Origin of the sequence: Erythrobacter sp. (assembly GCF_024305245.1) — a bacterium.
In the GTDB taxonomy this organism is placed as follows: domain Bacteria; phylum Pseudomonadota; class Alphaproteobacteria; order Sphingomonadales; family Sphingomonadaceae; genus Erythrobacter.
On record NZ_JAMWYX010000002.1, the window covers coordinates 1 to 24,991 of the forward strand.

Below are 24,991 nucleotides of genomic sequence, written 5' to 3' on the forward strand. Positions count from 1 at the left end.
ATCGGAAAGCGCCAGTATCAATTCCTATGCGATTACCGCAATCCATCACCCGGTCGAAGATCGTGTGGCCATGCACCACCACCTTCTCGAGCGGGCCTTCGTGATTGAGAAAACGCTCCCGGATCCACAAAAGATCGCTGCGCTTCTGGTCGCCTAGCGGGACGTCGGGATCGATCCCGGCATGGACGAAGACGTAATCGCCCGCGCGGATCATCGTCTCGAAGCCTGCAATATACTCGCGTTCGGATTCGGGGACGAGCGCGGGCAGTCGTTCGAAGATTTCTTCCAGCGAGAGCGCGGCATATTGTTTTTTCGACAGGCCGTAGCTCAGCACCGTCTCGCGCCCGCCATGCTTGAGGAAATGGCGCAAGGCCTCGGGCTTTTCGAAGGCGGCGAGGAACATTTGCTCATGATTGCCCGCCAGCACCCGCACCTTTCGGCTCTGCTGCCAGGCGCGGGTGCGCGATATCACCCCGGCGCTATCGGGCCCACGGTCGACCAGATCGCCGAGCAGCACGACGCGGGTGTCGGCCGGTTCGCCCTTGCTGTCGTCCTGTTCGATTGCATCGATCATCGCGCGGTAGAGATCGATTCGCCCGTGAATATCGCCGATGACGTAATAGCGCGTGCCAGCAGGCACCGCGGGAAGGCGCGGTGCCTGACGAGGACGGAACATTTCGCGCAGCCGGTCGAACATCGGGTTGGTGGTGGCCCTGTGTGTGGAGGCGACAGGATGGTGGCCGGCGCGGGCCAGCCTGCCTGCCGCAAGATGGCGGCGTTTAGCTCCGGCACCGCCGGTCCGCAACCGGCCGACCGGATATTGCGCCGGAGGGAGACAATTGTGCGCCAAAGGCCGCGCGGGCGCAAGGTGAAGGAACCATCTTGCGCCAATGCAACTACATAGGTATGAAGATTGCAATCCGACGGGTGTCGTTCGCAACAAAGAAACGACGATCGGATTCGCAGGCGGGACAGCAAAACAACACAACAGGAAGCTGTCATGTCCAAAATCGCACTCCGCGGCCTCTCCGCCGCCACTCTCGCATATTGTCTTTGTTCCGCGCCCATGGCGTTTGCCCAGCAGTCGGGTGTCGCTGCGTCGGAGCATGAGCAGGCCGAGGACGCATCGGACGATGCGTTCGCGCTGGAACCCTCTGCATCGCCCGCTTCGCCGGTTCTCTCGCCGCTCTCCGGCACGCGGGCAATCGCTCCGGTCCCGGCAACCGCCAGTCGCGCCGCAGACGATGGGGCAGCGTCCGCCATCACCATTTCGGGCAGCGCGACGCTGACCTCCGATTACCGGTTCCGCGGCGTCTCGCAGACCGATGAAGGCATGGCCGTGCAGGGCGGGATCACCATTTCCCACGAAAGCGGGTTCTATGTCGGCACCTGGGGTTCGAACCTCGCCGGATGGGGTACCTTCGGCGGCACCAACATGGAACTCGATCTCATCGCGGGTTATGCCTTCCCGGTGGGAGCCGGCACGCTGGATACCGGGGTCGTTTGGTTCATGTATCCGAGCGGGGCCGACACCACCGATTTCGCCGAGCTGTATGCCCGATTGTCGGGCGATGTCGGGCCGCTCTCGCTGACTGCGGGCATCGCCTATGCGCCCAAGCAGGAAGCGCTGGGCAAGGTGTTCCTGACCGGCGCGGCCGCAGCCGCCGGACTGCCCGACAATCCGGGCGACAAGGAAGACAACCTCTACCTGTCGGGTGACGCGGTCTATGCTGTCGGCGATTCGCCGGTCAGCCTCAAGGCGCACCTCGGCTATTCGGACGGCAATTCCGGCCTTGGCCCGAACGGTACCAGCATCGCGCCCACCGGCACCTATTTCGATTGGTCGCTGGGCGTCGATGTCGCGCCGATCGAGGGGCTGACCTTGTCGGCCTCCTACATCGATACCGACATTTCCGCCGGTGACGGTGCCTATCTCCTGCCGAACTTTGCGACTCTGGCAGGCGGTGAGATCGCCGATGCGACGATCGTGTTCTCGGTCACTGCTTCGTTCTGATCAACGGGAGGGGCGCGGCTGGCACACCGCCGCGCCCCATCCTTGCATCTTTCAATCGAGCGAAAAGCTGACGGTGGTGACCACCCGCACCTTCTTGTAGGGGCTGTCTGCCATTCCCCATCCCCCGGCCTCGCCGTCGCGCGCCTCGATAGTGAAATAGCCTTGCGTCGCATCGCGGATCTTGCCGACGCCCGATCCTGAATCCTCGGCGAACTGCTGCGCCGAAGCGCGCGCGTCCTTGGTCGCCTCGGCTACCATGTCGGGCTTGATGTCGTTGAGGCCGGTAAAGGTGTAGCTCATCCCCGAGCCTTCCTCCAGAAACACGCCGCGCCCGACCAGATCGAACTGCCGCGCGACCGCCTTTTGCGCGCGGGCGATGTCCTCGCTGCGCAGCGCAAGCCGCTGGCGCACGGTGTAGGTGGTGACGCCTTCGTTGGTATAGCTCGCGACATTGGCGCCGGTCGGCTGAAGCGCTTCGCCGGGGAAGCCCAGATCCTTGAAGAAGCCCTCGATCGCCTGCGTGTCGCGGCGCACCTTGTCCTGCGCTTCGGCAAGACTGCTGGAACTGGCGGAATAGGCAATCGTCCAGGTGGCAAGATCGGCTGTGACATCGCGTTCGGCAAGGCCGCGCACCGTGACCGCGCGTTCGGCATCTTTGGCGCGCAGCAAGCCGTTGCCGAGCAGGTATCCGCCAGCGGTCAGGCCGATGGCAAGAATGGCCGCCGTCCCGAACCAGCGCAGCGTGGCAGGCTCGCGCCAGGCACGGGTCGGCCCATTCACCGGTTGCACTTCATCGCTGCTCATCGCATGTTTCCCCTACTGGTGTCGATGCGACGAGCTGTGCATTAACGTCGATGAACCGTTTTTGAATGAGGTTCTTGTTTCCGCCCGCCCTCCGGCGTGCGATATCCTCGCTCATGCGACCCGAAGGTCGCATCGCTGCGGGCGGCCGGTCGGCCTTGCGGTCGCTTCGCGACCGGTCTTTGTGTCAGATTTGAGAGTAGCTTTATGACAAAATTTCTCCACTCGATGATCCGCGTCACCGATCCCGACGCGACGGTCGCATTCTTCAAGCTGATCGGTTTGGAAGAGGTCCGGCGCTTCGATGTCGAAGCAGGGCGGTTCACGCTGATCTTCCTCGCCGCGCCGGGGCAGGAAGGCGTGGCCGAAGTCGAACTGACCTATAACTGGCCAGCGGAGGACGGCACTGCGGGCGAGCAATATGCCGGAGGGCGTAATTTCGGGCACCTCGCCTACCGTGTCGATAACATCTACGAGACCTGCCAGCGTCTGAAGGAAGCAGGCCACACCATCCACCGCCCCCCGCGCGACGGGCACATGGCCTTCGTCAAGTCGCCCGACGGGATCTCCGTGGAGTTGCTGCAGGAAGGCCATCTCGAGCCGGCCGAGCCATGGGCGAGCATGGAGAACACCGGCAGCTGGTAAGCACGCAAGCTCACGCCCCCATCGAAGTAAACGCGCCTTAACTGTCAAAATACACTTCGAAAGTGCACACTGGTTGCCAGCTGTGCACCGGCGCGATAGTCTGTTGACTTACGCGGGGAAAGGGGGTCGCCTTGTCCATCGGAGACCTTGGGTTGTGGCAGCTATTTGCGCTGCTGCAGCACGAGTTATTGCTGTTCGCCGGGATCTTTTTCCTGATCGGTGCCGCCGATGATCTGGTGGTCGATGGGATTTGGCTGTGGCTCAGGTTCAGCGGCAAGGCGGTGACCGGGCAGCGGCCGCGCGACGCGCTCCGTCAGCGGCCTTTGCATGCGCCTGCAGCGGTGCTGATCCCCGCATGGCAGGAAGCCGCCGTGATCGGCGATACCATCGCGCACCTGCTGGCCAGCTGGCCGCAGCGCGATCTGCGGGTCTATGTCGGCTGCTATCGCAACGATCCCGCGACGCTTGCCGCAGCGGTCGCGGCCGCTGCGGGCGATGGACGTTTGCGTCTGGTGATCCACGACCGCGACGGGCCGAGCACAAAGGCCGATTGCCTCAACCGGTTATACACCGCCCTTGCAACGGACGAGGCGCGATCAGGCCGACGGTTCGCGATGATGGTGTTCCACGATGCCGAAGACATGGTCGATCCGGCTGCACTGGCCCTGCTTGACGAGGGCATCGCTGGCGGCGCCGACTTCGTGCAGCTTCCGGTCGAACCGCTGGTGCAGCGCCACGGAACATGGCTGGCGAACCATCTGGGCAGCCATTACTGCGAGGAATTCGCCGACGCGCAGCGATCTGCATCCGAGCCGATCAAATTGCTCGCAGCGGGCGGGTCCGCTTTCGACGATCTGGCACCAAAACCTGCCGTTCGGCTGACAGCCTCTTTTCAAAATTTTCGCTGGAATGCGCTGTGAACTGCGTGATATGTAGCGGAACTAGTCGGATATCTAGCTCTCGACTTTTAAAAAAATGCCTCATTTTGAGACATCACTGCTTTTAGCATTGACTAATGGTCAACTAACTCCCCAGGGGACTTACCAAGAGCGTCATGTCTCAGGTGGCGTGTAAGGTCGGGATCACTAGCGAGCGCATGGGTGGGGTGGATCAATGAAGCTACTTAAAAAAATCAGTCAAACGTGCCTGCTCTCCCTAATGTTTGTAGGTGCGGGGCCTGCGGTGGCTGCAACCACGATAGATATTGCTCAGAGCTATAATCTAGAGGCCGTCCCTGTCGGTCCGAACCGGAACGACGATACGTCGGGATGGAGCAGCTTCGATGCGTTTACTGTACAATCGGGTGACACGGTTAATTGGAATATAGATTTCGCTGGTAATCAGCAGCTCACATTAACTGGTATGATGTCTATCTTTCCTTGGTTTCGTACAGCTGAGTCCGACACCATCAACATGACTGGCACCATGAATCTGCTGGGGGCAGATGGGTCGGTGCTCTTCTCTGCATCGAAAACCGATAGTAATGGCTCGATACATTTGGGCCAGTTTATGCGGAGCAGTGATTTCGGCGCCCTTCCTCCGAGCATCACATTCGCCGGGATCCAATACATCGGAACGGTTAACAGCTGGGCCACCGGTGATTTGTCGAAGACTTACGATCAGACGCGAATGCGGTGGAGCGCTGCATCGGCCAGTGTTTCGCAATTTCAGGCTTCGGTTCCAGAACCTACCACATGGGCGATGATGCTCCTTGGATTTGGATTCGTCGGCGGCGCGATGCGCTCCGTCAAACGCAAGCAGAAGCTTACCGTCTCCTACGCCTAGTAGTACTAGAAACGTACTGAGAGCGCCGCCGGTCGAAAGATTGGCGGCGCCTTGCTGCCTGATCTGCTGCCTGAGGGTGCGTCTGGTTTCCACCCATCTTCACCTACTGAACGCAGCTTATCGGTTTCCTGAAAGCCGACATCAGCAGCTGCGATAATGAACAGCACGCCGAGGCTCATGGCAAGGCGATGGTGGTGCGCGACTGGCTGGGCGCAGGATTGCCGGGGGCGGGCGTGGGCTGCGCGGCGGCGCGCGGCGCGCTCGATCGCCTCGCACGGGGACGGGCCGACATGCAGCCCTTCGCCAGCGAATCGCTGACAGAGGATTACGAACTCGGGCTCGGCATCGCCGCGCAGGGCGGTGTTTGCCGGTTTGTGCGGGTGCGCGGGGATGACGGGCGGCTGGTGGCGACGCGGGCGCTGTTCCCCAATCGGATCGATCATGTCGTGCGCCAGAAAAGCCGCTGGGTATTGGGGATCGCCTTGCAGGGCTGGGACCGCATCGGCTGGAGCGGCGGCGTGCTCGAAGGCTGGATGCGCGCGCGTGACCGGCGCGGTCCACTGGCGGCGCTGGTTCTGCTGACCGGCTATGTGCTGGTGGTGCTGACGATGCTCGGCGGGCTCGCCATTTTGGCCGGTGTGGGCGAGCCGGTGCCGATCAGCCCCTTGCTGACATTTTTGCTGGTCGCCAACCTCGCCGCCTTCGGCTGGCGCGCGGCGATGCGGTTTGCCTTTGCCGCGCGCGAATACGGGCCGGGCGAAGCCGTTCGCGCGGTGCTGCGCCTACCGCTGGCCAATGTCGTGGCAATCATCGCCGGGCGGCGGGCCGTGTTCGCCTACGCCCGCACACTGGGCGGGCGCGCGGCGGCGTGGGACAAGACCGAGCACCACGTCCATCCGCTGCGCTTGAGCCTGACGAGCGGCGCGCGCGCGCAGTGAAGCCTGCACGGCGAGCGGTTCCGGCGCGGGGCGCGCCACTGGTGATGATGGGGCTGCTGCTGGCCGCATGGATCGGTGGCCGCGCCGCGCTATGGGAAAGCCCGTTTCCGGCCAGTGCGGCATTGCTGCCCGGATTGCCATTTGCCGAAGCCGCGCCGTCCGCCGCGCGTCAGGCGTCCCTGCCCGCCGGACAGACCGACATTGCGGCAACCATTCCAGCCTCGGCTGCTCGCCTTCGCCGCGAACGTTCGGGCGGCGCTTTCATGTTGCTCGGCAGCGGGTTGTCGGTGGGCATGGATCCGCGCCTTGCCGCTGGCCACCAATTGCTGCGGCAAGCCGGGTTGCGAAACCCACTGTCACCGGCCCTGGCACCGGCACCGCGGCTGCGGGCCTTTGCGAGTGTGACGGGCAGCGATAATCCGCCATTTCTTCCGCCTGCTGCGCCGCCAACCGGCGCAATGCGCGCAGGGCGCTGGTCGATCGATGCGTGGGGATTTTGGCGGCAGGGTTCGAATGCCGCGCCGATTTCGCAGGGGCGGGTGCCGATCTATGGCGCGAGCCAGGTTGGGGCAGTGCTGCAATACCGGCTGGCCCCGGCAAACGCCCGTGATCCGCGGCTCCATGCGCGCGCCTATCGCGCTTTGGTGCGGCGCGGGGAGAGCGAGCTGGCGCTGGGCGCTTCGGCCCGCCCGCTGCCGCGCGTGCCGGTGCGGGCATTCGGCGAGGTGCGGGTGACTGATGGCGCGTTCCGCAACGAACTGCGCCCTTCCGCCTTCGCCGTCACCGAGTTCGCGCCGGTCGCGCTACCGCTCGGCACCCGGCTGGAGGCCTATGCGCAGGCCGGCTGGGTCGGCGGGGTGGAAGACACCTTCTTTGCCGACGGTCAGGCGAGCGTGACGCGCGAGATCGAAGCCATGGCAAGCGCCTCCGATAACGCGGTGCGGCTCAGCGTGGGAGCTGGGGCGTGGGGCGGGGCGCAGCAAGGTGCCCACCGGGTCGATCTCGGCCCGACGATGCGGCTCGACATGACCATGGGCGAGGTGCCGGCGCGCCTCTCGCTCGATTGGCGTGAGCGGGTGGAGGGCGATGCCGGACCGGGCTCCGGCGTGGCCGTCACCCTGTCGACCCGGTTCTGATCGGCGACTAATCGGCAACGCAGTGCCGACAATCGACGGGGATGCCCTGTCAGCGCGGCTTTTATCCACGGCCAGCCTCGGCTAATCGCACGGGCATGGACGTTTACCTGCCCATTGCGAATCTCTCGGTCAACGGCCTCTTCATCGTGCTGCTGGGCGGGCTGACGGGCATTCTGTCCGGGCTGTTCGGCGTCGGCGGCGGGTTTCTGACCACGCCGCTGCTGATTTTCTACGGCATTCCCCCCACGGTCGCCGCAGCTTCGGCCGCGACACAGGTGACAGGTGCCAGCGTTTCGGGCGTGCTCGCCCATTCGCGGCGCAAAGGCGTCGATTACCGGATGGGCACGGTGATGGTCGGCGGCGGCGTGGTCGGCGCGCTGATCGGCGCGGTGCTGTTCCGTGTGCTGCAGTCGCTCGGCCAGATCGATGTGGTGATCAACATCCTCTACGTGCTGATGCTCGGTTCGATCGGGTCGCTGATGCTGCGCGAGGCGATTACCACGCTGCGCCCGTCGAGCCCGGGCAAAGGCAGTGCGCCAGCGCGCAAGCGGCGCCACCATCCGCTGGTGGCGAGCCTGCCCTATCGCTGGCGGTTCTATGCCTCGGGCCTGTATATCTCGCCGCTGGCGCCGCTGATCCTCGGGATGCTGGTTGGCATTCTGACCATGTTGATGGGGGTGGGCGGCGGGTTCCTGCTGGTCCCGGCGATGCTGTATATCCTCGGGATGAGCGGCAATGTCGTGGTCGGCACCTCGCTTTACCAGATCCTGTTCGTGACGATGGTCACCACCATGACCCATGCGCTGACCACCAAGGCGGTCGATATCGTGCTGGCCGCGTTGCTGCTGCTGGGATCGGTCCTGGGCGCGCAGTTCGGCACGCAGATCGCGTTGAAGGCCCGGCCCGAATACCTGCGCCTCGCGCTTGCCGCGCTGGTTCTGGTGATCGCGCTGAGGATGCTCTACGGGCTGGGGGTGCAGCCCGACGAGATCTACACGGTGGCACCGTTGTGAGGCGCGCACGCGCCGCGCTTTTGCTGCTGCTGGCCGCACCGTTGCTCACCGCGCAGGCCGAGCCGATTCTGGTGCCAGAGGTCAGCCAGTCGCGGATCGAGGTGCGTCAGGGCTTCACCGGCGCCAACCTGCTGCTTTACGGCGCGGTCATCGCTCCGCCGGGCACTGCCGAGGAATACGACATCGTGGTGGTGCTCAAAGGGCCGGCCGCGCCGGTGCGCATCCGCGAGAAGGAACGGCTTGCAGGCATCTGGATGAACGCCGGCGAGAGCGATTTCCGATCCGTCCCTTCGTTCTTCGCCGTAGCCTCCTCACGCCCCATCGGCGAGATCGTGGATGAGCGTACCGCGGCGATTTACGAACTGGGGACGGATTTCATCCAGCTATCGCCCTCCGGTCAGATCGACCCGGAAGAACAGCAGCGGTTCGCCAGCGGGCTGGTCGCATTGCGCGAAAAGCAGGGGCTGTATCAGGAAGACCCGCAAGGCGTGCGGATCAGCGAAGGGGTGCTGTATCAGGCGCGGATCGAGCTGCCGTCGAATGTCGTCACCGGGCGCTACACCGCCGAAACCTTCGCCATTGCGCGCGGGCGAGTGCTGGCGAGTGCGACCGCGCGGATCGAAGTCGAAAAGGTCGGGCTGGAAGGTCAGGTGGTCGCTTCCGCGCAGCGCTGGTCGTTCCTGTACGGGCTGGGCGCGATCGCCCTGTCGCTGGTCATGGGATGGCTTGCCGGAAGGCTGTTCGCGCGCGGCTGAGCGGCGCCAATGTTGACCCGATATTAACTGCAGTGCCCGTATCTGTGCCGCCAGTTGTTGCAGTTGGTGCAGGAAAGGGCAGGCATGGCCGATCACGGCAGGCATGATTTCGAAGGCGTAACCGGCCCTGCGCCAGTGGCGGAGGATGACGGCCCGGTATCGAGCGGCGCGCCGGTCGATAATTCGCGCCTTCCGATCGGCGTGGTGCTGGAAATTTCCGGCTCCGGTTCGCAGATCGCCTTCGACTTGCAGCGCATCAACGAATGCATGAAGGATTCCGATCCTTCTGTGGCACTGGCCGGACAGGTTGGCAGCCAGATCAAGATCCGCGTCGGCGACGCATGGCTGCTCGCCAACGTCCGCGACCAGCGCAAGGACCGCCGCTCCGATGGCGGGATCATCGCTCATATCGACTTTCTGGGCGAAGGCGGCGAGGAGAAGCTGACCGGGCGCATCAACGGGTTCAAGCGCGGGGTCACGCGCTATCCCGTGCCGGGCGAGATGTGCTATCCGGCCACCACCCGCGATCTCGAACAGATCTACGCCAGTGACGGGCGCGCCAGCATCACCGTCGGCAAGGTGTTCCCCACCCGCGACATCCGCGCCGGGCTCTATATCGACGCGATGCTGGGCAAGCATTTCGCCCTGCTCGGTTCGACCGGCACCGGCAAATCGACCAGTGCCGCCCTGATCCTGCACCGCATCTGCGAGGCTGCGCCCAAGGGCCACATCGTGATGATCGACCCGCACGGCGAATATTCCGCCGCGTTCCGGCAGACCGGGCAGATCCTCGACGTTTCCAACCTGCAGATGCCCTACTGGCTGATGAACTTCGAGGAGCATTGCGAAGTCCTGCTGTCGTCCAGCGGCAATGAACGTCAGGTCGATGCCGATATTCTGGCCAAGTGCCTGCTCGCCGCGCGCTCCAAAAGCCGGCTGGCGCAGACGATGGGCAAGATCACCGTGGATTCGCCGATCCCCTATCTGTTGTCCGACCTCGGCAACATCATTCAGGACGAAATGGGCAAGCTCGACAAGGCGACCTCGTCCGCGCCGTTCATGCGGATCAAGGGCAAGCTTGACGAGATCAAGGCCGATCCGCGTTACCAGTTCATGTTCTCGGGCATGCTGGTGGGCGACACCATGGCCGACTTCATCGGCAAGGTGTTCCGGATGCCCGGTAACGGCAAACCGATTTCGATCATCGACGTTTCAGGCGTGCCTTCCGACATCACCTCGACGGTGGTGGCGGTGCTTGCCCGGCTGGTGTTCGACTTTGCCATCTGGGGCCGCGACGAGAAGACCCGTCCGGTGTTGCTGGTATGCGAAGAAGCCCACCGTTACGTACCCAACGAAAAGAACGCCGATGGATCATCGGTCGGCAAGATCCTCAGCCGGATCGCCAAGGAAGGGCGTAAATACGGCATCAGCCTTGGCCTGATTACCCAGCGCCCATCCGATCTGGCCGAAGGCGTGCTGTCGCAGTGCGGCACGATCATCTCGATGCGCCTCAACAATGATCGCGATCAGGCGTTCGTGAAAGCCGCCATGCCCGAAGGCGCGCGCGGTTTCCTCGATTCGATTCCGGCGCTGCGCAACCGCGAATGCATCATCTGCGGCGAAGGCGTGGCGATTCCGATCCGCGTGACGTTCGACAACCTCGAGGAACACAAGCGCCCGGCCTCGGAAGATCCCAGCTTCGCCGAGCTGTGGAGCAAGGACGGCGGCGAGGAAGAACTGGTGCAGCGCGTGGTGATGCGCTGGCGGTCGCAGGGGTAAAGAAGCAGTCTCACCCCCAGCCCCTCCCGCAAGCGGGAGGGGAGTATCAGCGCTTCAAATCCCCTCCCGCTTGCGGGAGGGGTTAGGGGTGGGCCTTTCACGTGCCTCTGGTATCTCCGTATAAGTGGATATGCAGCCGGTCGCTCATGCGGAAACCGTGTTCCAGGCAAAGGCCGCTCAGCCATTCCTGCCGTGCGCGCTGGATCGTGCTGTCGGTGCCTTCGGCCATCAGGAACACCTGACCGGGCCGGAACCGGTAGCGGCGTTGCAGTTCCAGCACTTCGGCCACGTCCTCCGGCGCGGCGATCACGAATTTGAGATAGGCGCGCGGGTCGGCAGCCCATGCGTCCAGGCGTTCAGGGATCAGCGCCAGTTCCGCCGGGTTGCCGCTATGCGCCAGCTTGGGGCTGACATTGTACTGATCGACGCGGATATCGAGCCTCGGCGGAGGGGCGACGGTGCCATTGGTTTCGATCTCCACGCTGATATCCGGCAGGTGTTCGAGCATTTCCGCCAGCCCGCCCGCCTGCAACAATGGCTCGCCCCCGGTGATGACGAGGCGGTTCTGGCCCAGCGTGGCAATCCGTGTCGCGGTTTCAGCGGGCGAGAGCGTGACCTGATTGGCCTTGCGCTCGAAAGTGGTGCCGTCCCGGTGGGGCCGGTTGTCGCCCTCGAAATGCCACGTATAGGCCGTGTCGCACCACACGCAGGCAAGGTTGCAGCGTGACAGCCGCACGAACGCGACCGGCATGCCCATGCTCGGTCCTTCGCCTTGCAGGCTGGCGAAGATCTCCGGTCCGCCGGTATCGTCGGTGGCGAGGGTGAGGTTCATGCCGCACGAGCCTCCAGGGCAGACATCAGATCGGCTCTGGTTTGCGCGATGGAATGACGTGCAAGCAGACCCACCCATGCAATCCGCGCAGATGGACGCACACGGGGCTTGGGTGCAAAAACATTGTCGGGCGCAGCGATCATGTCTCTGCCTATGCCACGAATTCTGCCGGTGGGAAATTTCCGCGCCGCCCGCCGCGTATCAATCTTCGTAGATGAAGATCACCTGGTCAGCCTCGGCCACGCGGACCCAGACCTGATAATATCCGATTTCATATTCGCCGCGCTTGTTGGCGACGGGGCGGGGCGATCCGATGTGGGAATCGATCCATTGCAGGCGCACGTCGCCATCCACAACGATCCGCCGACCGCCGAGCCGCTGCATCATCGTGAACATGTTGAGATCGGACACCCCGCCGGAACGGCAGCCCTTCACGTCGATCCGCCCGTCAACCACCTCGGCAGCCCCGCAAACCCGCGCCCGTTGCAAAAGCGCACGCAGCGCATCGGGTTCGAAGGCGATGGTGAGCGTGCCGGGCGTGGCGTAATCCTGCCGGGAATTGACGAAGAACAGTTCTTCCAACTCGCCATGGATGCTTTGGCCGCCGCCGCGTATATCGAGCAGGAACCGGCCCGGCTGTGTCCCGCCTTCGCCAGCGGCCAGTGCCATCACCGTCGCCTCGCCCGGCGTGATACACCCGGTCTCGCACTCCGGCAGCGATGCGCGCACCGCTTTCAGTGCCGCGTCCGCCTCTCCAACGCTGGCGAGGCGATGTGCGCGGTCCGCGTCGCCGCCAGCCTCTGCCGCCTGCGCCGCAAGTCCGGACGCCCACGACACCGCAAGCAAGGTCAATGCTGCGCGCAGCACACGCGATCTCTGTTCAATTCGGGAGCCGGTTGCATGAGAACCGCCATTCTTCGCAGCGACAAATGAACACGCGATGAGCGCGCAAAAACACGGCTTCATGGACAGCGGCAGGCGGTCTGGACGCGATAAAGCAGAGCGGTGTCATTTTCCTGTTTCCGAAATGTCATGCGCGGGATATTGCGTGCATCGACCGGCAGGACGGGGATCGGCCGTTTCGGGTCACGGAATATATCCCAACATGATTTTTGACCGGGTGAAGCCGCTGGATGCCATCTTGGCCGCGGCTCGCAACAAGTCCCTGAAGCGCACCATGAGTGGGCTGCAATTGATGCTGTTCGGGATCGGCTGCATCATCGGCACAGGCATCTTCGTGCTTACCTCTGCCGGCGCTCAGAAGGCGGGGCCGGGCCTGATGCTGGCGTTCGGCGTCGCCGGGTTGATCTGCATCGTCGCAGCACTGTGTTATGCAGAGATCGCCTCGACCATTCCGGTCTCGGGATCGGCTTATACCTACACCTACGCGACCATGGGCGAGTTTCTGGCGTGGACGGTCGGCTGGGCGCTGGTGCTCGAATACGCTATCGCGGCCAGTGCGGTTTCGGTCGGCTGGTCGGGGTATTTTACCGGCACGATCCTGAACGAGACTTTCGGTGTTCAACTGCCGGCATGGCTATCCGGAGGGCCGCTTGTGCTCGGCGGCGTGGAGGGCGGGGTCATCAACCTGCCCGCGCTCGCCATCGCCCTGCTTGTCACCTTGCTGCTGGTGATCGGGACGAGCGAGAGCGCGAAGGTCAACGCAGTGCTGGTGGCGATCAAGGTCACGGCGCTTACGGTCTTCATCGCGCTGACGCTGCCTGAGGTCGAGGTCGAGCGGTTCAATCCCTTCCTTCCCGCAGGCGTGTTCGGCGGCTGGGGAAGCGGGGTCGGCGCGATCGGGGCGGCGGCGACGATCTTCTTCGCCTATGTCGGTTTCGACGCCGTTTCGACCGCGGCGGAGGAGACCAAGGACCCGCAACGCAACGTGCCGATCGGGCTGGTCGGCTCGCTCTTGTTCTGCACCTTGTTCTACATCGCGGTCGCCGCAGGTGCGATCGGGACGATTGGCGGGCAACCGATCATGGGGCCGGGGGAAATTCCCTTCCCCGCAGGTTCCGAGGAACTCGCCCGTCAGTGCTTGCTGCCGCAACATGCCGCCGCGCTGGTGTGTTCGGACGAAGCGCTCGCCCATGTGCTGCGCCAGATCGGCTGGTCCGGCGTGGGCAACGCGCTGGGGTATGCGGCCTTCATCGCCCTGCCTTCGGTCATTCTGGTGCTGCTGTTCGCGCAGACCCGCATCTTCTTCGTTATGAGCCGCGACGGGCTGCTCCCCGAAGTCCTTAGCCGGGTGCACCCGAAGTGGCACACGCCGCACGTCGTGACGATCATCACCGGCAGCGTGGTGGCCTTCGCCGCGGCGTTTCTGCCGGTCGGCAAGCTGGCGGACATCGCCAATGCCGGAACGCTGTATGCCTTCGCCATGGTGGCTGTCGCTGTGATGGTCCTTCGCAAGAAGCGGCCTGACGTGAAGCGTCCGTTCCGGGTTCAGGGGCTGTGGTTCGTCGCTCCGGCCACGGTTGCCGGATGCGTTTTCCTGTTCCTCAACCTGCCGAGCGATGCGATGATCGTGCTGCCGGCGTGGACGGCCGCCGGCATCCTGATCTACTTCGCTTACGGCCGTCGCCGCAGCCATCTGGGGCAGGGTATCGTCGAGGTGGTCGATGATATCGAGGGCGACGAGGCGCTCGTCCCGATCGATCCGCCCCGCAGCTGAGCGCTTCGCCTATCCCAGCCGCGCCAGCGCCGCCGTAAGCCGCTCGACCTCGCCCTGATGATGGGCGAGATCGGCGCGGGCTTTCTCGACCGCTTCGGGCTTGGCCTTTTCGGCGAAGGCGGGGTTCGACAGGCGTCCGCCCAGCGATTTGGCTTCCTTTTCCGAAGCCGCCAGCGCCTTTTCCAGCCGCGCCTTTTCGGCGGCAATGTCGATGATCCCTTCAAGCGGGATCACGAACACGTCGCTCCCTGCGATCACCTGCATCGCCGGGCCTGCGGGCGCGTCGCCGATGGTGACGGGGGTCAGGCGGGCGAGGCGTTCGATTGCGGCGCTGCTGCGTTCGATGGTGCGGGTCGCCACGTCCGAGGGCGCAGCAAGGTACGCCGCAAGCTTGGCGCCGGGCGGAATGCCGAGTTCGTTCTTGGCGCTGCGGGTGTTGGTGGTCAGTTCGATCACCCAGTCGATCGCGTCGGTCGCTTCCTTGGAAACCTCCGCTTCCGGCGCGGGCCATTGGGCGAGGATCAGCTCGTAAGGCCGTGTCCCCAGCTTGTGCCACAGTTCTTCGGTGATGAAGGGCATGAAGGGGTGCAGCATCACGAGGATCTGGTCGAGCGCCCAACCGGCGACCGCACGGGTTTCCACGGCGGGCGGGCTGTTGGCGTCCCCTGCAAACACCGGCTTGATCAGTTCCAGATACCAGTCGCAGAACTTGCTCCACGTGAACTGGTAGATCGCGTTCGCCGCCGCATCGAAGCGCAGGTCGGCCATCGCGCGCTCGATCTCGGTCACGCAGGCCGCAACCTCGCCGATGATCCACTGGTTGGCCGCAAGCCGCGCAGTCGGCGCTTTCACACTGGCCGAGGCACCGATGCCGTTCGACTGGCAGAACCGCGCCGCGTTCCATAGCTTGGTGGCGAAGTTGCGATACCCCTCGACCCGCTTTTCATCCATCTTGATGTCGCGGCCCTGGCTTTCCATCGCCGCCATGAAGAACCGCAGCGCGTCCGCGCCGTACTGGTCGATCAGGCCGAGCGGATCGACCACATTGCCTTTGGACTTCGACATCTTCGCGCCGTCGGCCGCGCGGACGAGGCCGTGGAGATAGAGCGTATCCCACGGCTTTTGCCCCATGTTGTAATAGCCCATCATCATCATGCGGGCATCCCAGAAGAACAGGATGTCGAAGCCGGAAATGAGCAGGCTGTTGGGGAAGTGTTTCTGGACCAGCGGGTTATCGCTCTCCGGCCAGCCGAGCGTGGCAAAGGGCCACAGCGCGGATGAGAACCACGTGTCGAGGACGTCCTCGTCCTGCGTCAGGGCAACGCCCTCGCCAGCGAGCGCCTGCGCCGCTTCGGCAGTTTCGGCCACGAACACGCACCCGTCATCGCCAAACCAAGCCGGAATCCGGTGCCCCCACCAAAGCTGGCGCGACACGCACCAAGGCTGGATGTTCTCCATCCAGTTGAAGAAGGTCTTCTCCCACGTCTTGGGCACGATCCCGATTTCACCGGACTTCACCGCTTCGATCGGCTTCTTCGCCAGTTCCGCAGCGTTCACATACCACTGGTCGGTCAGCCACGGCTCGATCACCACGCCGCCGCGGTCGCCGAAGGGGGTGGCGATCTGGCGGGGTTCGGCGTCGTGTTCGACAGCCTCACCCTCTTTGTTCTTCGTGATGTGTGGAATCAGGAAGCCCTGTTCCTTCATCCGCTTGACGACCAACTCGCGCGCGCCGTCGACGCCATCACGCTTGAAGCGGTGCAGGCCGAGGAATTCCTCCGGCACCAGCCCGTCCGCCGTCTGGCAGACGTTGGCCTCGGCATCGAGCATGTTGAGCATTTCGCCCGCCGCAAATCCGGCGCGCTTGCCCACTTCGAAATCGTTGAAATCGTGCCCCGGCGTGATCTTGACGCAGCCGGAGCCAAGCTCGGGATCGGCGTGCTCGTCAGCAATTACCGGAATGCGGCGGCCCGTCAGTGGCAGGATCACGTGCTTGCCGACGATGCTGGCATAGCGTTCGTCCGCCGGGTTCACCGCCACGGCCATATCTGCCAGCATCGTTTCGGGGCGAGTGGTGGCGACTTCGAGATAGTCGCGGCCATCGGGCAGCGTCGCGCCGTCGGCCAGCGGATAGCGCAGGTGCCAGAAACTGCCCGCAATCGTCTGCGTCTCGACCTCCAAATCGGAAATCGCGGTCTTGAGCTTCGGGTCCCAGTTCACCAGCCGCTTGTCGCGGTAGATGAGGCCGTCGTTGTAGAGATCAACGAAGGTCTTGATCACCGCCTTGGTGAAGTGCGGGTCCATCGTGAACTGTTCGCGGCTCCAGTCCATCGAACAGCCCAGACGGCGCAGCTGGTGGGTGATGGTGCCGCCGGATTCGGCCTTCCATTCCCAGACCTTGGCGACGAAATCGTCGCGGGAATAGTTGGTGCGCTTGTCCTGCTGCGCCTCAAGCTGGCGTTCGACCACCATCTGCGTCGCGATGCCCGCGTGATCGGTGCCGACCACCCACAGCGCGTCCTTGCCGCGCAGGCGTTCGTAGCGCACCACCACATCCTGCAAGGTGTTGTCGAGCGCATGGCCGATATGCAGGCTGCCGGTCACGTTCGGCGGCGGGTTCACGATGGTGAAGGCCTTGGCATCCGGACGCTCGGGCCGGAAGCAGCCATTGGCCTCCCAATGCGCATACCAGCGCGCTTCGATTTCGGCGGGGTCGAAGGTGGTAGCCAGAGGCTGGTTCGTCGTGTCGGTCATAATGTCTCGCGCCATGCCAGCACCTATGTTGCGATGCAATGATGGAGGTAGCGGCGGCTCGACGCGAGAGCCTTGCAGGGGGCGGAAAATCTCCCCATAGCCTGATTCCGATGGAGAATGCGGCGCAATACTCGCTGGAAGACGGCAGCCAGCACGGCGAGGCGCAAGGCCCTCGGCTGGTGCTTTCCGGCACGCTGACGCTAGCCGCCATCGCGCCGTTCGAACGCGCGCTGCGCGGCGTCACCGGCCCGATTGCCGTCATCGATCTCGCGCAGGTGGACGAGATGGACACGGTCGGCGCGTGGGTGGTGTGTCGGTTGGCGCGCGAACATGACGCCGAGATCACCGGCGCTAGCGAAGCCGCCGAACGCCTGCTTGGCGCAGTGCGCGGGATCGACGCCGGCAGCGGTATTCGCGCGCCGCGCCTGCCGGTGTTCAAGCGCGTCCCGGTGGAGTTGGGCGAGAAGGTCTTTGCCGCACGCTCGGGCCTTTACGGCGTGGTCGGCTTCTTCGGGCAGATCCTGATCGGCGGGGCGAGCCTTATCCGCCATCCTTCGCGTTTTCCCGGGCGCGCGCTGGTGCACCAGATGGAGCTGGTCGGCGTCACCGCGCTACCGATCATCGGGCTGATGAGCTTTCTGATCGGTATCGTCATCGCGCAGCAAGGCTCGGTCCAGCTGCAGCAGTTCGGTGCGGAATCGCTGACCGTGAACCTTGTCGGGCGCATCACTTTGCGCGAACTGGGCGTGCTGATGACCGCGATTATGGTGGCGGGCCGTTCCGGCAGTGCGTTTGCCGCGCAGCTCGGCACGATGAAGCTGACCGAGGAGATCGACGCGATGCGCACCATCGGCATTTCGCCGATCGAAGTGCTGGTGATCCCGCGCATCCTCGCGGCGACCTTCATGATGGTGCTGCTGGGCTTCTACGCCTCGGTCATGGCGATTGTCGGCGGGGCGGTGGTGGGCGACCTCACGCTCGGCATCCCGTTCTGGACGTTTCTGGAGCGCATTCACGATGTGGTGCCCGAATATGATCTGTGGGTCGGCCTGATCAAGGCGCCGGTATTCGGCCTGATCGTCGCGCTGGCCGGATGCTATAACGGGCTGCAGGTGCGCGGCAATTCGGAAGAGGTGGGGCGGCGCACCACCATGGCGGTGGTCTCGGCGATTTTCGCGGTCATCGTGATTGATGCGTTTTTCGCGGTGTTCTTCACCGAAATCGGGTGGGGGTAAGCGATGGCGGATGATCACGACGCCCCTGAGCCTGCAATCGTGGTCGAGGGGCTGGCCAACCGGTTCGGCGATTTCAGCGTTCACGAAGGGCTCGACCTCACGGTCAGGCGCGGCGAAATCCTCGGCGTGGTCGGCGGTTCGGGCAGCGGCAAATCGGTGCTGATGCGCTCCATCATCGGGCTTCAGCGGCCGAGCGAGGGCCGCATCGAAGTGCTGGGCGAGACCATCAGGGACAGCGATCCCGACAACATATACGGCGTGCGCAGCCGCTGGGGCGTGCTGTTCCAGGGCGGGGCGCTGTTTTCCACCCTGACAGTGGGCGAGAATGTCGAGGTGCCGCTCAAGAAGTTCTATCCCGACCTCGATGCAAGGCTGCGGGCCGAGATCGCGCGCTACAAGGTGATCCTGTCCGGCCTGCCGGAGAGCGCGGTGGCGAAATTCCCGTCCGAACTTTCGGGCGGGATGAAGAAGCGCGCCGGGCTTGCCCGCGCCCTGTCGCTCGATCCCGAACTGCTGTTCCTCGATGAGCCCACCGCCGGGCTCGATCCGATCGGCGCGGCCAAGTTCGACCGGCTGACACGCGAACTGAAGGAAACACTGGGTCTGACGGTGTTTCTGATAACCCATGATCTTGATACGCTGTACGAAATCTGCGACCGGGTGGCGGTGATTGCCGACAAGAAGATCATCGCTGTCGGCACCATTCCCGAACTGATCGCCACCGGCCATCCGTGGATCGAGGAATATTTCAACGGCCCGCGCGGACGCGCTGCGCAGGCCTCGCACGACCGCAATCAGGCGCAGTCGGGCACGGCACAAACGACCGGGGCAAGCGCAGGGAAAGGTGGATAGAATGTTGGACACACCGGCCTTGCGGCGTTCATAGGAAGCGGCATGGAAACGAGAGCCAATCATCTCTGGGTCGGTGCGGTCACGCTGGTGCTGCTGGCGGGGCTGGCCGCATTCATCGTCTGGATCGCGCGTCTGGGCGAAGGCAAGCAGGACGAATTCGACATCTTCTACGGCCAGTCGGTATCCGGCCTTGCCACCGGCAGCCAGGTGAGTTTTGCCGGCGTGCCGGTCGGTCAGGTGACCGAAATCGCACTGGCCAAGGATGATCCGGCCTTTGTGCGCGTGCGGATCAAGGTCAGGGACGACGTGCCGATGCTGGTCGGTACGCAGGCCACGATCGAGGCAAGCTTTACCGGAGTTTCCACCATCCTGCTGGACGGCGCGCGCAAGGATGCGCCGCCGATCACCTGCGAGACCACCGCATGTCCCGAAGGCGCGCCGGTGATTCCGCCGGGCAGCGGCGGGTTCGGGGCGATCGTTGCCAGCGCGCCGCTGCTGCTGGAACGGCTGGCGACGCTGACCGAACAGTTGAACACGCTGCTGGGGCCGGAAAACCAGCAGGAGATTTCGGGCATCATCCGCAACACCAACCGTCTGACCGGCGGGCTGGCCGATGCCACGCCGGCGCTGGTCGCCAATATGGAACAGTTCGAAACCACGCTGACCGAATTCAACGAGACGCTCGACGCCGTCGAAAAGTTGACGCTCACCACCGACGAACTGGTCAGGACCGAAGGATCGCCGCTGGCCGAGGAGCTGCGCGGGACGTTGTCATCGGCCAATGATGCGCTTGCCGCGCTGGCCGCCACGCTGGAGGACACCCGCCCGGCGGCCCGCCAGCTTCGCACCAGCACCTTGCCGAATGCCGAAGCGACCCTGCAGGATCTGCGCGCCACCAGCCGCGCCTTGCGCGCGGTCACCGAAAAGCTGGAAAGCGAAGGCGCGGGCGCGCTGGTCGGGGGCAAGTCGCTGCCGGACTACAAGCCATGAGGACAATCGATCGCATGACCTTCCGCAAATGGCCCGCCCTGATCGCTCTGCCACTGGCACTGGCGCTGCCCGGTTGCATCAGTCTGGGCGGCGAACCGCCCGAAAGCCTGCTGACATTGAGCCCCGAAACACGTGCGCCGGTGGGTGCGGGTGCCGCCGCCGGGCCGAACCGTCCGGTAGTCGCAGTGATGCCGATCGAAGCCGCGGCCAAGCTCGACGTGCTGCGCGTGCCGGTGGCGGTGTCGGACACCGAACTGGCCTATCTGCAAGAGGCATTCTGGGTCGAAAAACCGGCCCGCCTGTTCCGCGGCCTGCTCGGCGAAGCGATCCGCGCGCGCGGCGATGCGCTAGTGATGGACAGCGATGAAACCGTGGCGCTGGCGACAGTGACCTTGCGCGGCAACCTGATCGACATGGGCTATGTTGCGGCGGATTCGTCGGTCGTCGTGCGGTTCGATGCCGTCCGGATCGCAGCCGACGGCAACGCCACCACCCGCCGCTTCGAAGCGCGCGAAACCGGTGTCCCGGCAGAGGGCCCCGCAGTCGGCGCAGCGATCAACCGGGCGGCGAACACCGTCGCGGGCGAAGTCGCCACGTGGGTTGCGGGGGGCTAGATCAGCCCCGCGCCAGCCGCGCGAACCCGCAGGCGCGCAGGAAATCGGCCTCGCGTTTGGCACGGCGTTCCTCGGCTTCCCAGTCGCGGCCCCACAGATCGGCCTGCCATTCTTCCTCGAGACACACCGCCTGCCACAGCGCCAGCGGCTCGTCCTCACCCGCCGCGTCGAACGCGGCGAGCGCGATCACCAGCGACGCAGCGAGTGTGGTCATAGCCTCGAGCCCGGCCAGCGCGAACGGATCGAGCGGTTCCAGCCGCGCGCGCAGCGCCGCCATTGCCGATTCCGGTTGCGGACGGTGGAGAATGCCGCTGACCCGCACCAGCGCGATGCCGTGATCGCTTTCGAAGCGGGTCAGCAATGGCTCCCACACCTCTTGCTGACGTGCATAGAGGGGCGCGTCGGGATCAGCGCGGTAACACAGCGTATCGGTTTCGGCATAGGTGACGAGATTGGCGATCACTCTGGCCGGATCGGACGCGACCACATCGATCGCGTAATCGGTCATGTCGCGAAACGGCAGGCTGGCGGGGTCGATGGTTTCGCCCTGCCGTCGCCATTCCGCCGCCAGCGCCTCACCCAGACCTTGCGTGGGTACCACCTGAGGCCGCCCGCCGACGGTCTTCACAGCGCGGCCATCGAGCATCACCTGATACCGGAGCGTTTCGGCGCCCGGCACCTCGGCAAGCGTCACTTCCTTGTAGAACCGCCGGATCATGGGTGCTGATCGCTCTTGGCGCGGTCACCGGCCTTCCACCGCTTGGCGATGATCGCCGGCAGGAAGAAGAATTCGAGCAGGCCGAGCACCGCCAGCCCCGCGCCCAGCGCCCACGGCAATTGCACCGGCAGCACATTGCGGGTGATCGCCACGCCCAGCAGCAGCAGGCCGAGCCCGCCGATGCGCGCTATGTTCATGATGATATAGCGGCGGCGGGCCTGCGCTTCGGCAGCGTCGCGGGCAGATTGGCTCATCCCAGCGCCTCCTCCAGCGCCGTCGCCAGCGCAGCGGATGTTTCGGCCACGCTCAGCGCGCCGCTCGCCATCAATTCGGCAGGCGCGTGGTATCCCCATGCGACACCGATCGCCCGCACTCCGGCGCTGCGGGCCATCAGCATGTCGAAGCTGGTATCGCCGATCATCACTGCTTCACGCGGGGCGGCTCCGGCTTCGAACAGCGCGGCCTCCAGCATCGCCGGATGCGGTTTGGACGGATGCCGGTCGGCGGTCTGGAGCGAGATGAACATGTCGGCGATGCCGTGGGTCGCAAGGCACGCGGCCAGCCCGCGGTCGGACTTGCCGGTGGCGACTGCAAGGCTCCAGCCCGCATCGCGCAGATTGACGAGCAATTCGGCGATGCCATCATAAAGCGGTTCGTCGAGCAGGCCTTCCTCGCGCCGCGCACGGAAGCTGGAGCGGTAGAATTCGGTCACCGCGCGGGCCTGATCCTCGGGCAGGTCGGGGGCGAGGCTGCGCACCGCGACCGGCAGGCTCAATCCGACGATCCGCCGCACCGCCTGCATATCGGGCCCGGCCAGCCCGGCGCGGGCAAAGGCGCGGTCCATCGCCCAGCAGACATCGGCCTGCCCGTCGACCAGCGTGCCGTCGCAATCGAACACGGCAAGGCGCACCGCGCTCATGCGTCCGCGCCCCGCACCAGCTGTGCGAGCGCAGGAACGCCTGCGGTCTCAAGCCCTTCGGCAATCCGGGTGCGGTCTTCGGGCGGCTTGTTCTGCGACAGCTTGAAGGTGGGGCGCCAATCGCGCACCGCCATGTCGAACCCGACGATTCCCTTGAACAGCCCGGCCCATGTTTTCCCGGAGCTTTCCTCCGCCCGCCACGGTTCGCCGCCCAGCCGGGCCTCGTGCTTGGCGATGGCTGCGTGGAGGAATGCCTCCAACCCTTCATCCGCCATTCGCGTCACCGGGCCTTCGCATTCCAAGGACACGTAATTCCAGGTCGGCACGGTGTCGCGGTTGGCATACCAGCGCGGGGAGACATAGCCGTCCGGACCATTGACCACGATCAGCGCTTCCGCCCCGCCGGCTAGGTGCCCGGTCAGGGCATTGCGGGCCGAAAGGTGGAATTGCACCACCCCGTTGCCCGCCGACAGCAGGGGCGTGCGCGCCGCCCGCAGGCCTTCGGGTGTGGCAGCGAAGATCGTGCCGAACCCGATGTCGGCGATCAGCTTTTCGCAGGCGGCAAGGTCATGGGAACGGAACTGGGGATCGGGATGCATCAGCGGCGCGAGCCTTTGGGCGGCCCCTTGGGGGCTGGCCGCGCTCTGTTGGCGGGGGGTTTGGCACCCTTGGGCGCGGGTTTGGCGGACTTGGGCGCGGGCTTTCCGGCAGGTTTGCCCGGCGCCTTCTTGCCCTTTTCCGCCGTCACACCGCGCGCACGGCGGGGTGCGCGGGTTTCTTTGCGCGCCTGTTTGAAGTGGCGGCGGGCCGCCTGCTTCTTTTCCTCCGGCGAGCGTTCCGGCACCTCTTCGCGCAGCGGGGAGGCATCGGACAGGCCGGGATCGAAGCCCAGCACTTCCATGCTGGCGGAGAAATGCTGCGGCAGATCGGCGGTCACATCCAGCTTGCCGCCCGTTCCCTCTCCCGATTTCGGCTCGGAAATGATCAGGCGCCGCGCGTGGAGATGCATCTTGCGGCTGATTGCGCCGGTCAGGAAGGATTCCGGCCCGCCATATTTGCCGTCGCCCACAATCGGATGGCCGATGGCCGCCATGTGGACGCGCAGCTGGTGGGTGCGCCCAGTGAGCGGCTCCAGTTCCACCCATGCAGCGCGTTCTCCGGCATGGTCGACCACGCGGTAACGGGTCTTGGCCGCTGCGCCGTTTTCCTCGTCGATATGCATCTTCTCGCCGCCGGTGCCGGGCTGTTTGGCGAGAGCGGCGTCGATCACGCCTTCGGACAGGGCGGGGTTGCCGACCACCAGCGCCCAATAGACTTTCCGCGCCGATCGGCTGGCGAAACGCTTGGAGAAACTGGCGGCACTGCCCGGCGTGCGCGCGATCAGCAGCACGCCCGAGGTATCCTTGTCGAGCCGGTGGACGAGGCGGGGACGCGGCGTCTTCTCGTCCTCCACAAACGCATCGAGCAAGCCGTCGACATGCTTGGTGGTCTTGCTGCCCCCCTGCGTGGCGAGGCCCGGCGGCTTGTTGAGCACGATCGCGCTCGGCGTTTCGCGAATCACCATCGCCTTGGCTTCGGCGATCTGCTCGGGGCTGAGCGTGCGGGTGCGCGGCGCAGCTTTGCGCGGGCCGGAGGCAGGCGGCTCCTCGCCGCCGGGCGGCACGCGCAGCTGTTGCCCTTCGGCCAGGCGATCCTCGGGCTTGGCGCGCTTGCCATCGACCCGGATCTGCCCGGTCCGTGCCCAGCGCGATACCGTGGCAAAGCCGATCTGCGGCAGGTTGCGTTTGAACCATCGGTCGAGCCGGATGCCGTCGTCATCCTCGCTGACCGTGAATTGCCGGACGTTGTCGGCGGGTGCGCTGGTGTCCTTGCCCTCGCTCATGACACGCCCTGCGCGGCGATCAGCCCGATGATGATCGCCGCCATCCCGGCGCCCAGCGACACCGCGCCGTAACCCAGCGCCTCGATCATCTGGCCGCGATGGAGCATCGTCACCAGTTCGGCGCTGAAGGCGCTGAAGGTGGTGAACCCGCCGAGCAGGCCGACTCCGATCGCCAGCCGCATGGTCTCGGCAGTTTCGGCCGAAGCCGTGCCGCGCGCCAGCCAGCCGAGCAGTGCGCCCATCAAAAGGCTGCCGACGAGGTTGACGCTCAGCGTCGCCCACGGAAAGCCGTCGGCGGTGCGCTGGCCCAGTACGTGGGTCAGCAGGCGTCCGGTCTGGTACCGGGCAAGCGCGCCCAGCGCGCCGCCACCGGCGACCAGCGCCGAAGCGGCAAGCGGAGAGAGTGCCAAGGGCATGGGGGAAGTGGTCATCGCCAAGGCTCTTAGCGGGGCTGGGGCGCTCTGCCTAGGCGGTGCGGCGCACGGTCCGGCGATGGCATGACGCTGACGGGTTGCGTTTCAGGCGGTGTTGGACTATCGGGGCCGGGTTTGGTGGGCGGTCCCTCGTGGGAATCGCCCCTCTATTATTGGTGTTTCACAGGCAATTCACCGCGTATCCCCGCATGATTCGGGCGGGCTCTGGCGTTTGGAAA

At 64.9% G+C, this 24,991-nt stretch carries 25 protein-coding genes; 14 read left to right on the forward strand and 11 right to left on the reverse strand.

The features are described 5' to 3' along the window. On the reverse strand, positions 1–676 hold a 676-nt coding region (locus Q0L48_RS03045), incomplete at its 3' end, for a metallophosphoesterase family protein (protein WP_296717127.1). Positions 677–1,009: 333 nt separating this feature from the next. On the opposite strand from Q0L48_RS03045, the gene Q0L48_RS03050 reads away from it, so the two are divergent. Then, positions 1,010–2,014: a TorF family putative porin gene (locus Q0L48_RS03050; RefSeq protein ID WP_296717892.1), complete on the forward strand. Its 1,005-nt coding sequence runs from the start codon at positions 1,010–1,012 to the stop codon at positions 2,012–2,014. 51 nt (positions 2,015–2,065) lie between these two features. Here Q0L48_RS03050 and Q0L48_RS03055 read toward each other — a convergent pair whose 3' ends face one another. After that, positions 2,066–2,818, reverse strand: a complete 753-nt coding sequence (locus Q0L48_RS03055; protein ID WP_296717129.1) for an SIMPL domain-containing protein — start codon at positions 2,816–2,818, stop codon at positions 2,066–2,068. A gap of 204 nt (positions 2,819–3,022) precedes the next feature. Here Q0L48_RS03055 and Q0L48_RS03060 point away from each other — a divergent pair, with 204 nt between their 5' ends. The 8 genes from Q0L48_RS03060 (at position 3,023) to Q0L48_RS03095 (ending at position 10,866) form a co-directional block, all read left to right on the forward strand. Then, positions 3,023–3,460 (forward strand): VOC family protein, encoded by a 438-nt coding sequence (locus Q0L48_RS03060; protein WP_296717131.1) that lies wholly within the window; start codon positions 3,023–3,025, stop codon positions 3,458–3,460. Between the two features lie 131 nt (positions 3,461–3,591). Continuing rightward, positions 3,592–4,380, forward strand: a complete 789-nt coding sequence (locus Q0L48_RS03065) for a glycosyltransferase (protein ID WP_296717133.1) — start codon at positions 3,592–3,594, stop codon at positions 4,378–4,380. Between the two features lie 193 nt (positions 4,381–4,573). Then, positions 4,574–5,245: a PEPxxWA-CTERM sorting domain-containing protein gene (locus tag Q0L48_RS03070; protein WP_296717134.1), complete on the forward strand. Its 672-nt coding sequence runs from the start codon at positions 4,574–4,576 to the stop codon at positions 5,243–5,245. Between the two features lie 140 nt (positions 5,246–5,385). Then, positions 5,386–6,183 carry a glycosyltransferase family 2 protein gene (locus Q0L48_RS03075; RefSeq protein ID WP_296717894.1) on the forward strand — a complete coding sequence of 266 codons (798 nt, stop codon included), beginning with the start codon at positions 5,386–5,388 and terminating at the stop codon, positions 6,181–6,183. Next, positions 6,180–7,319: a hypothetical protein gene (locus Q0L48_RS03080; protein ID WP_296717136.1), complete on the forward strand. Its 1,140-nt coding sequence runs from the start codon at positions 6,180–6,182 to the stop codon at positions 7,317–7,319. The genes Q0L48_RS03075 and Q0L48_RS03080 overlap by 4 nt, the downstream gene beginning before the upstream one ends. A gap of 95 nt (positions 7,320–7,414) precedes the next feature. Next, complete coding sequence (locus Q0L48_RS03085) at positions 7,415–8,332, forward strand: sulfite exporter TauE/SafE family protein (protein ID WP_296717137.1); 918 nt, start codon at positions 7,415–7,417, stop codon at positions 8,330–8,332. Next, positions 8,329–9,087, forward strand: coding sequence for a TIGR02186 family protein (locus Q0L48_RS03090; RefSeq protein ID WP_296717139.1), 759 nt, complete (start codon positions 8,329–8,331; stop codon positions 9,085–9,087). The genes Q0L48_RS03085 and Q0L48_RS03090 overlap by 4 nt, the downstream gene beginning before the upstream one ends. A gap of 84 nt (positions 9,088–9,171) precedes the next feature. Then, a complete protein-coding gene (locus Q0L48_RS03095) occupies positions 9,172–10,866 on the forward strand; it encodes a DUF87 domain-containing protein (RefSeq protein ID WP_296717142.1) in 1,695 nt (564 codons plus the stop codon). A 97-nt stretch (positions 10,867–10,963) separates the two neighbouring features. Here the strand turns inward: Q0L48_RS03095 and Q0L48_RS03100 are convergent, their stop codons facing one another. Continuing rightward, entirely contained in the window at positions 10,964–11,698 is a 735-nt protein-coding gene (locus Q0L48_RS03100; RefSeq protein WP_296717145.1) for a 7-carboxy-7-deazaguanine synthase QueE, read from the reverse strand. Positions 11,699–11,899: 201 nt separating this feature from the next. Beyond that, on the reverse strand, positions 11,900–12,565 hold the full coding sequence (locus tag Q0L48_RS03105; RefSeq protein ID WP_296717147.1) for a hypothetical protein: 666 nt from the start codon (positions 12,563–12,565) through the stop codon (positions 11,900–11,902). 238 nt (positions 12,566–12,803) lie between these two features. Between Q0L48_RS03105 and Q0L48_RS03110 the strand changes: the two genes are divergently transcribed. After that, a complete protein-coding gene (locus Q0L48_RS03110) occupies positions 12,804–14,375 on the forward strand; it encodes an amino acid permease (protein ID WP_296717148.1) in 1,572 nt (523 codons plus the stop codon). A gap of 9 nt (positions 14,376–14,384) precedes the next feature. Here Q0L48_RS03110 and Q0L48_RS03115 read toward each other — a convergent pair whose 3' ends face one another. Beyond that, complete coding sequence (locus Q0L48_RS03115; RefSeq protein WP_296717151.1) at positions 14,385–17,129, reverse strand: valine--tRNA ligase; 2,745 nt, start codon at positions 17,127–17,129, stop codon at positions 14,385–14,387. Between the two features lie 110 nt (positions 17,130–17,239). Here Q0L48_RS03115 and Q0L48_RS03120 point away from each other — a divergent pair, with 110 nt between their 5' ends. From Q0L48_RS03120 to Q0L48_RS03135, 4 genes are read left to right on the forward strand one after another with little or no spacing between them, the layout of a single operon-like run. Next, positions 17,240–18,364 carry an MlaE family lipid ABC transporter permease subunit gene (locus Q0L48_RS03120; protein ID WP_296717153.1) on the forward strand — a complete coding sequence of 375 codons (1,125 nt, stop codon included), beginning with the start codon at positions 17,240–17,242 and terminating at the stop codon, positions 18,362–18,364. Between the two features lie 3 nt (positions 18,365–18,367). After that, the gene (locus Q0L48_RS03125) at positions 18,368–19,216 is read left to right on the forward strand and encodes an ABC transporter ATP-binding protein (RefSeq protein WP_296717155.1); all 849 of its coding nucleotides are present in this window, start codon (positions 18,368–18,370) and stop codon (positions 19,214–19,216) included. A 42-nt stretch (positions 19,217–19,258) separates the two neighbouring features. Further along, complete coding sequence (locus tag Q0L48_RS03130; protein ID WP_296717157.1) at positions 19,259–20,206, forward strand: MlaD family protein; 948 nt, start codon at positions 19,259–19,261, stop codon at positions 20,204–20,206. A gap of 14 nt (positions 20,207–20,220) precedes the next feature. Then, positions 20,221–20,820, forward strand: a complete 600-nt coding sequence (locus Q0L48_RS03135; RefSeq protein ID WP_296717161.1) for an ABC-type transport auxiliary lipoprotein family protein — start codon at positions 20,221–20,223, stop codon at positions 20,818–20,820. Between the two features lies 1 nt (position 20,821). Here Q0L48_RS03135 and Q0L48_RS03140 read toward each other — a convergent pair whose 3' ends face one another. Genes Q0L48_RS03140 through crcB form a run of 6 tightly spaced genes read right to left on the reverse strand, consistent with a single transcriptional unit; the run spans position 20,822 to position 24,770 of the window. Further along, entirely contained in the window at positions 20,822–21,538 is a 717-nt protein-coding gene (locus Q0L48_RS03140) for an ATP12 family chaperone protein (protein ID WP_367273994.1), read from the reverse strand. Beyond that, positions 21,535–21,792, reverse strand: a complete 258-nt coding sequence (locus tag Q0L48_RS03145; protein WP_296717162.1) for a hypothetical protein — start codon at positions 21,790–21,792, stop codon at positions 21,535–21,537. Before Q0L48_RS03145 ends, Q0L48_RS03140 begins: the two co-directional genes overlap by 4 nt. Then, positions 21,789–22,457 carry an HAD-IA family hydrolase gene (locus Q0L48_RS03150; protein ID WP_296717165.1) on the reverse strand — a complete coding sequence of 223 codons (669 nt, stop codon included), beginning with the start codon at positions 22,455–22,457 and terminating at the stop codon, positions 21,789–21,791. Before Q0L48_RS03150 ends, Q0L48_RS03145 begins: the two co-directional genes overlap by 4 nt. Next, entirely contained in the window at positions 22,454–23,056 is a 603-nt protein-coding gene (locus Q0L48_RS03155) for an FMN-binding negative transcriptional regulator (RefSeq protein WP_296717167.1), read from the reverse strand. The genes Q0L48_RS03150 and Q0L48_RS03155 overlap by 4 nt, the downstream gene beginning before the upstream one ends. Then, a complete protein-coding gene (locus tag Q0L48_RS03160) occupies positions 23,056–24,339 on the reverse strand; it encodes an RluA family pseudouridine synthase (protein ID WP_296717170.1) in 1,284 nt (427 codons plus the stop codon). Before Q0L48_RS03160 ends, Q0L48_RS03155 begins: the two co-directional genes overlap by 1 nt. Then, positions 24,336–24,770 (reverse strand): fluoride efflux transporter CrcB, encoded by a 435-nt coding sequence (gene crcB / locus Q0L48_RS03165; RefSeq protein WP_296717172.1) that lies wholly within the window; start codon positions 24,768–24,770, stop codon positions 24,336–24,338. Before crcB ends, Q0L48_RS03160 begins: the two co-directional genes overlap by 4 nt. Positions 24,771–24,991 lie beyond the last annotated feature (221 nt).

What these genes read in the sequence shown, in the direction of transcription:
- Q0L48_RS03055 (WP_296717129.1), bottom strand. Translation starts at nt 2,818, where the DNA reads ATGAGCAGCGATGAAGTGCAACCGGTGAATGGGCCGACCCGTGCCTGG.
- Q0L48_RS03060 (WP_296717131.1), top strand. Translation starts at nt 3,023, where the DNA reads ATGACAAAATTTCTCCACTCGATGATCCGCGTCACCGATCCCGACGCG.
- Q0L48_RS03070 (WP_296717134.1), top strand. Translation starts at nt 4,574, where the DNA reads ATGAAGCTACTTAAAAAAATCAGTCAAACGTGCCTGCTCTCCCTAATG.
- Q0L48_RS03085 (WP_296717137.1), top strand. Translation starts at nt 7,415, where the DNA reads ATGGACGTTTACCTGCCCATTGCGAATCTCTCGGTCAACGGCCTCTTC.
- Q0L48_RS03095 (WP_296717142.1), top strand. Translation starts at nt 9,172, where the DNA reads ATGGCCGATCACGGCAGGCATGATTTCGAAGGCGTAACCGGCCCTGCG.
- Q0L48_RS03100 (WP_296717145.1), bottom strand. Translation starts at nt 11,698, where the DNA reads ATGAACCTCACCCTCGCCACCGACGATACCGGCGGACCGGAGATCTTC.
- Q0L48_RS03110 (WP_296717148.1), top strand. Translation starts at nt 12,804, where the DNA reads ATGATTTTTGACCGGGTGAAGCCGCTGGATGCCATCTTGGCCGCGGCT.
- Q0L48_RS03115 (WP_296717151.1), bottom strand. Translation starts at nt 17,129, where the DNA reads ATGACCGACACGACGAACCAGCCTCTGGCTACCACCTTCGACCCCGCC.
- Q0L48_RS03120 (WP_296717153.1), top strand. Translation starts at nt 17,240, where the DNA reads ATGGAGAATGCGGCGCAATACTCGCTGGAAGACGGCAGCCAGCACGGC.
- Q0L48_RS03125 (WP_296717155.1), top strand. Translation starts at nt 18,368, where the DNA reads ATGGCGGATGATCACGACGCCCCTGAGCCTGCAATCGTGGTCGAGGGG.
- Q0L48_RS03130 (WP_296717157.1), top strand. Translation starts at nt 19,259, where the DNA reads ATGGAAACGAGAGCCAATCATCTCTGGGTCGGTGCGGTCACGCTGGTG.
- Q0L48_RS03135 (WP_296717161.1), top strand. Translation starts at nt 20,221, where the DNA reads ATGACCTTCCGCAAATGGCCCGCCCTGATCGCTCTGCCACTGGCACTG.
- Q0L48_RS03140 (WP_367273994.1), bottom strand. Translation starts at nt 21,538, where the DNA reads ATGATCCGGCGGTTCTACAAGGAAGTGACGCTTGCCGAGGTGCCGGGC.
- Q0L48_RS03145 (WP_296717162.1), bottom strand. Translation starts at nt 21,792, where the DNA reads ATGAGCCAATCTGCCCGCGACGCTGCCGAAGCGCAGGCCCGCCGCCGC.
- Q0L48_RS03150 (WP_296717165.1), bottom strand. Translation starts at nt 22,457, where the DNA reads ATGAGCGCGGTGCGCCTTGCCGTGTTCGATTGCGACGGCACGCTGGTC.
- Q0L48_RS03155 (WP_296717167.1), bottom strand. Translation starts at nt 23,056, where the DNA reads ATGCATCCCGATCCCCAGTTCCGTTCCCATGACCTTGCCGCCTGCGAA.
- Q0L48_RS03160 (WP_296717170.1), bottom strand. Translation starts at nt 24,339, where the DNA reads ATGAGCGAGGGCAAGGACACCAGCGCACCCGCCGACAACGTCCGGCAA.
- crcB (WP_296717172.1), bottom strand. Translation starts at nt 24,770, where the DNA reads ATGACCACTTCCCCCATGCCCTTGGCACTCTCTCCGCTTGCCGCTTCG.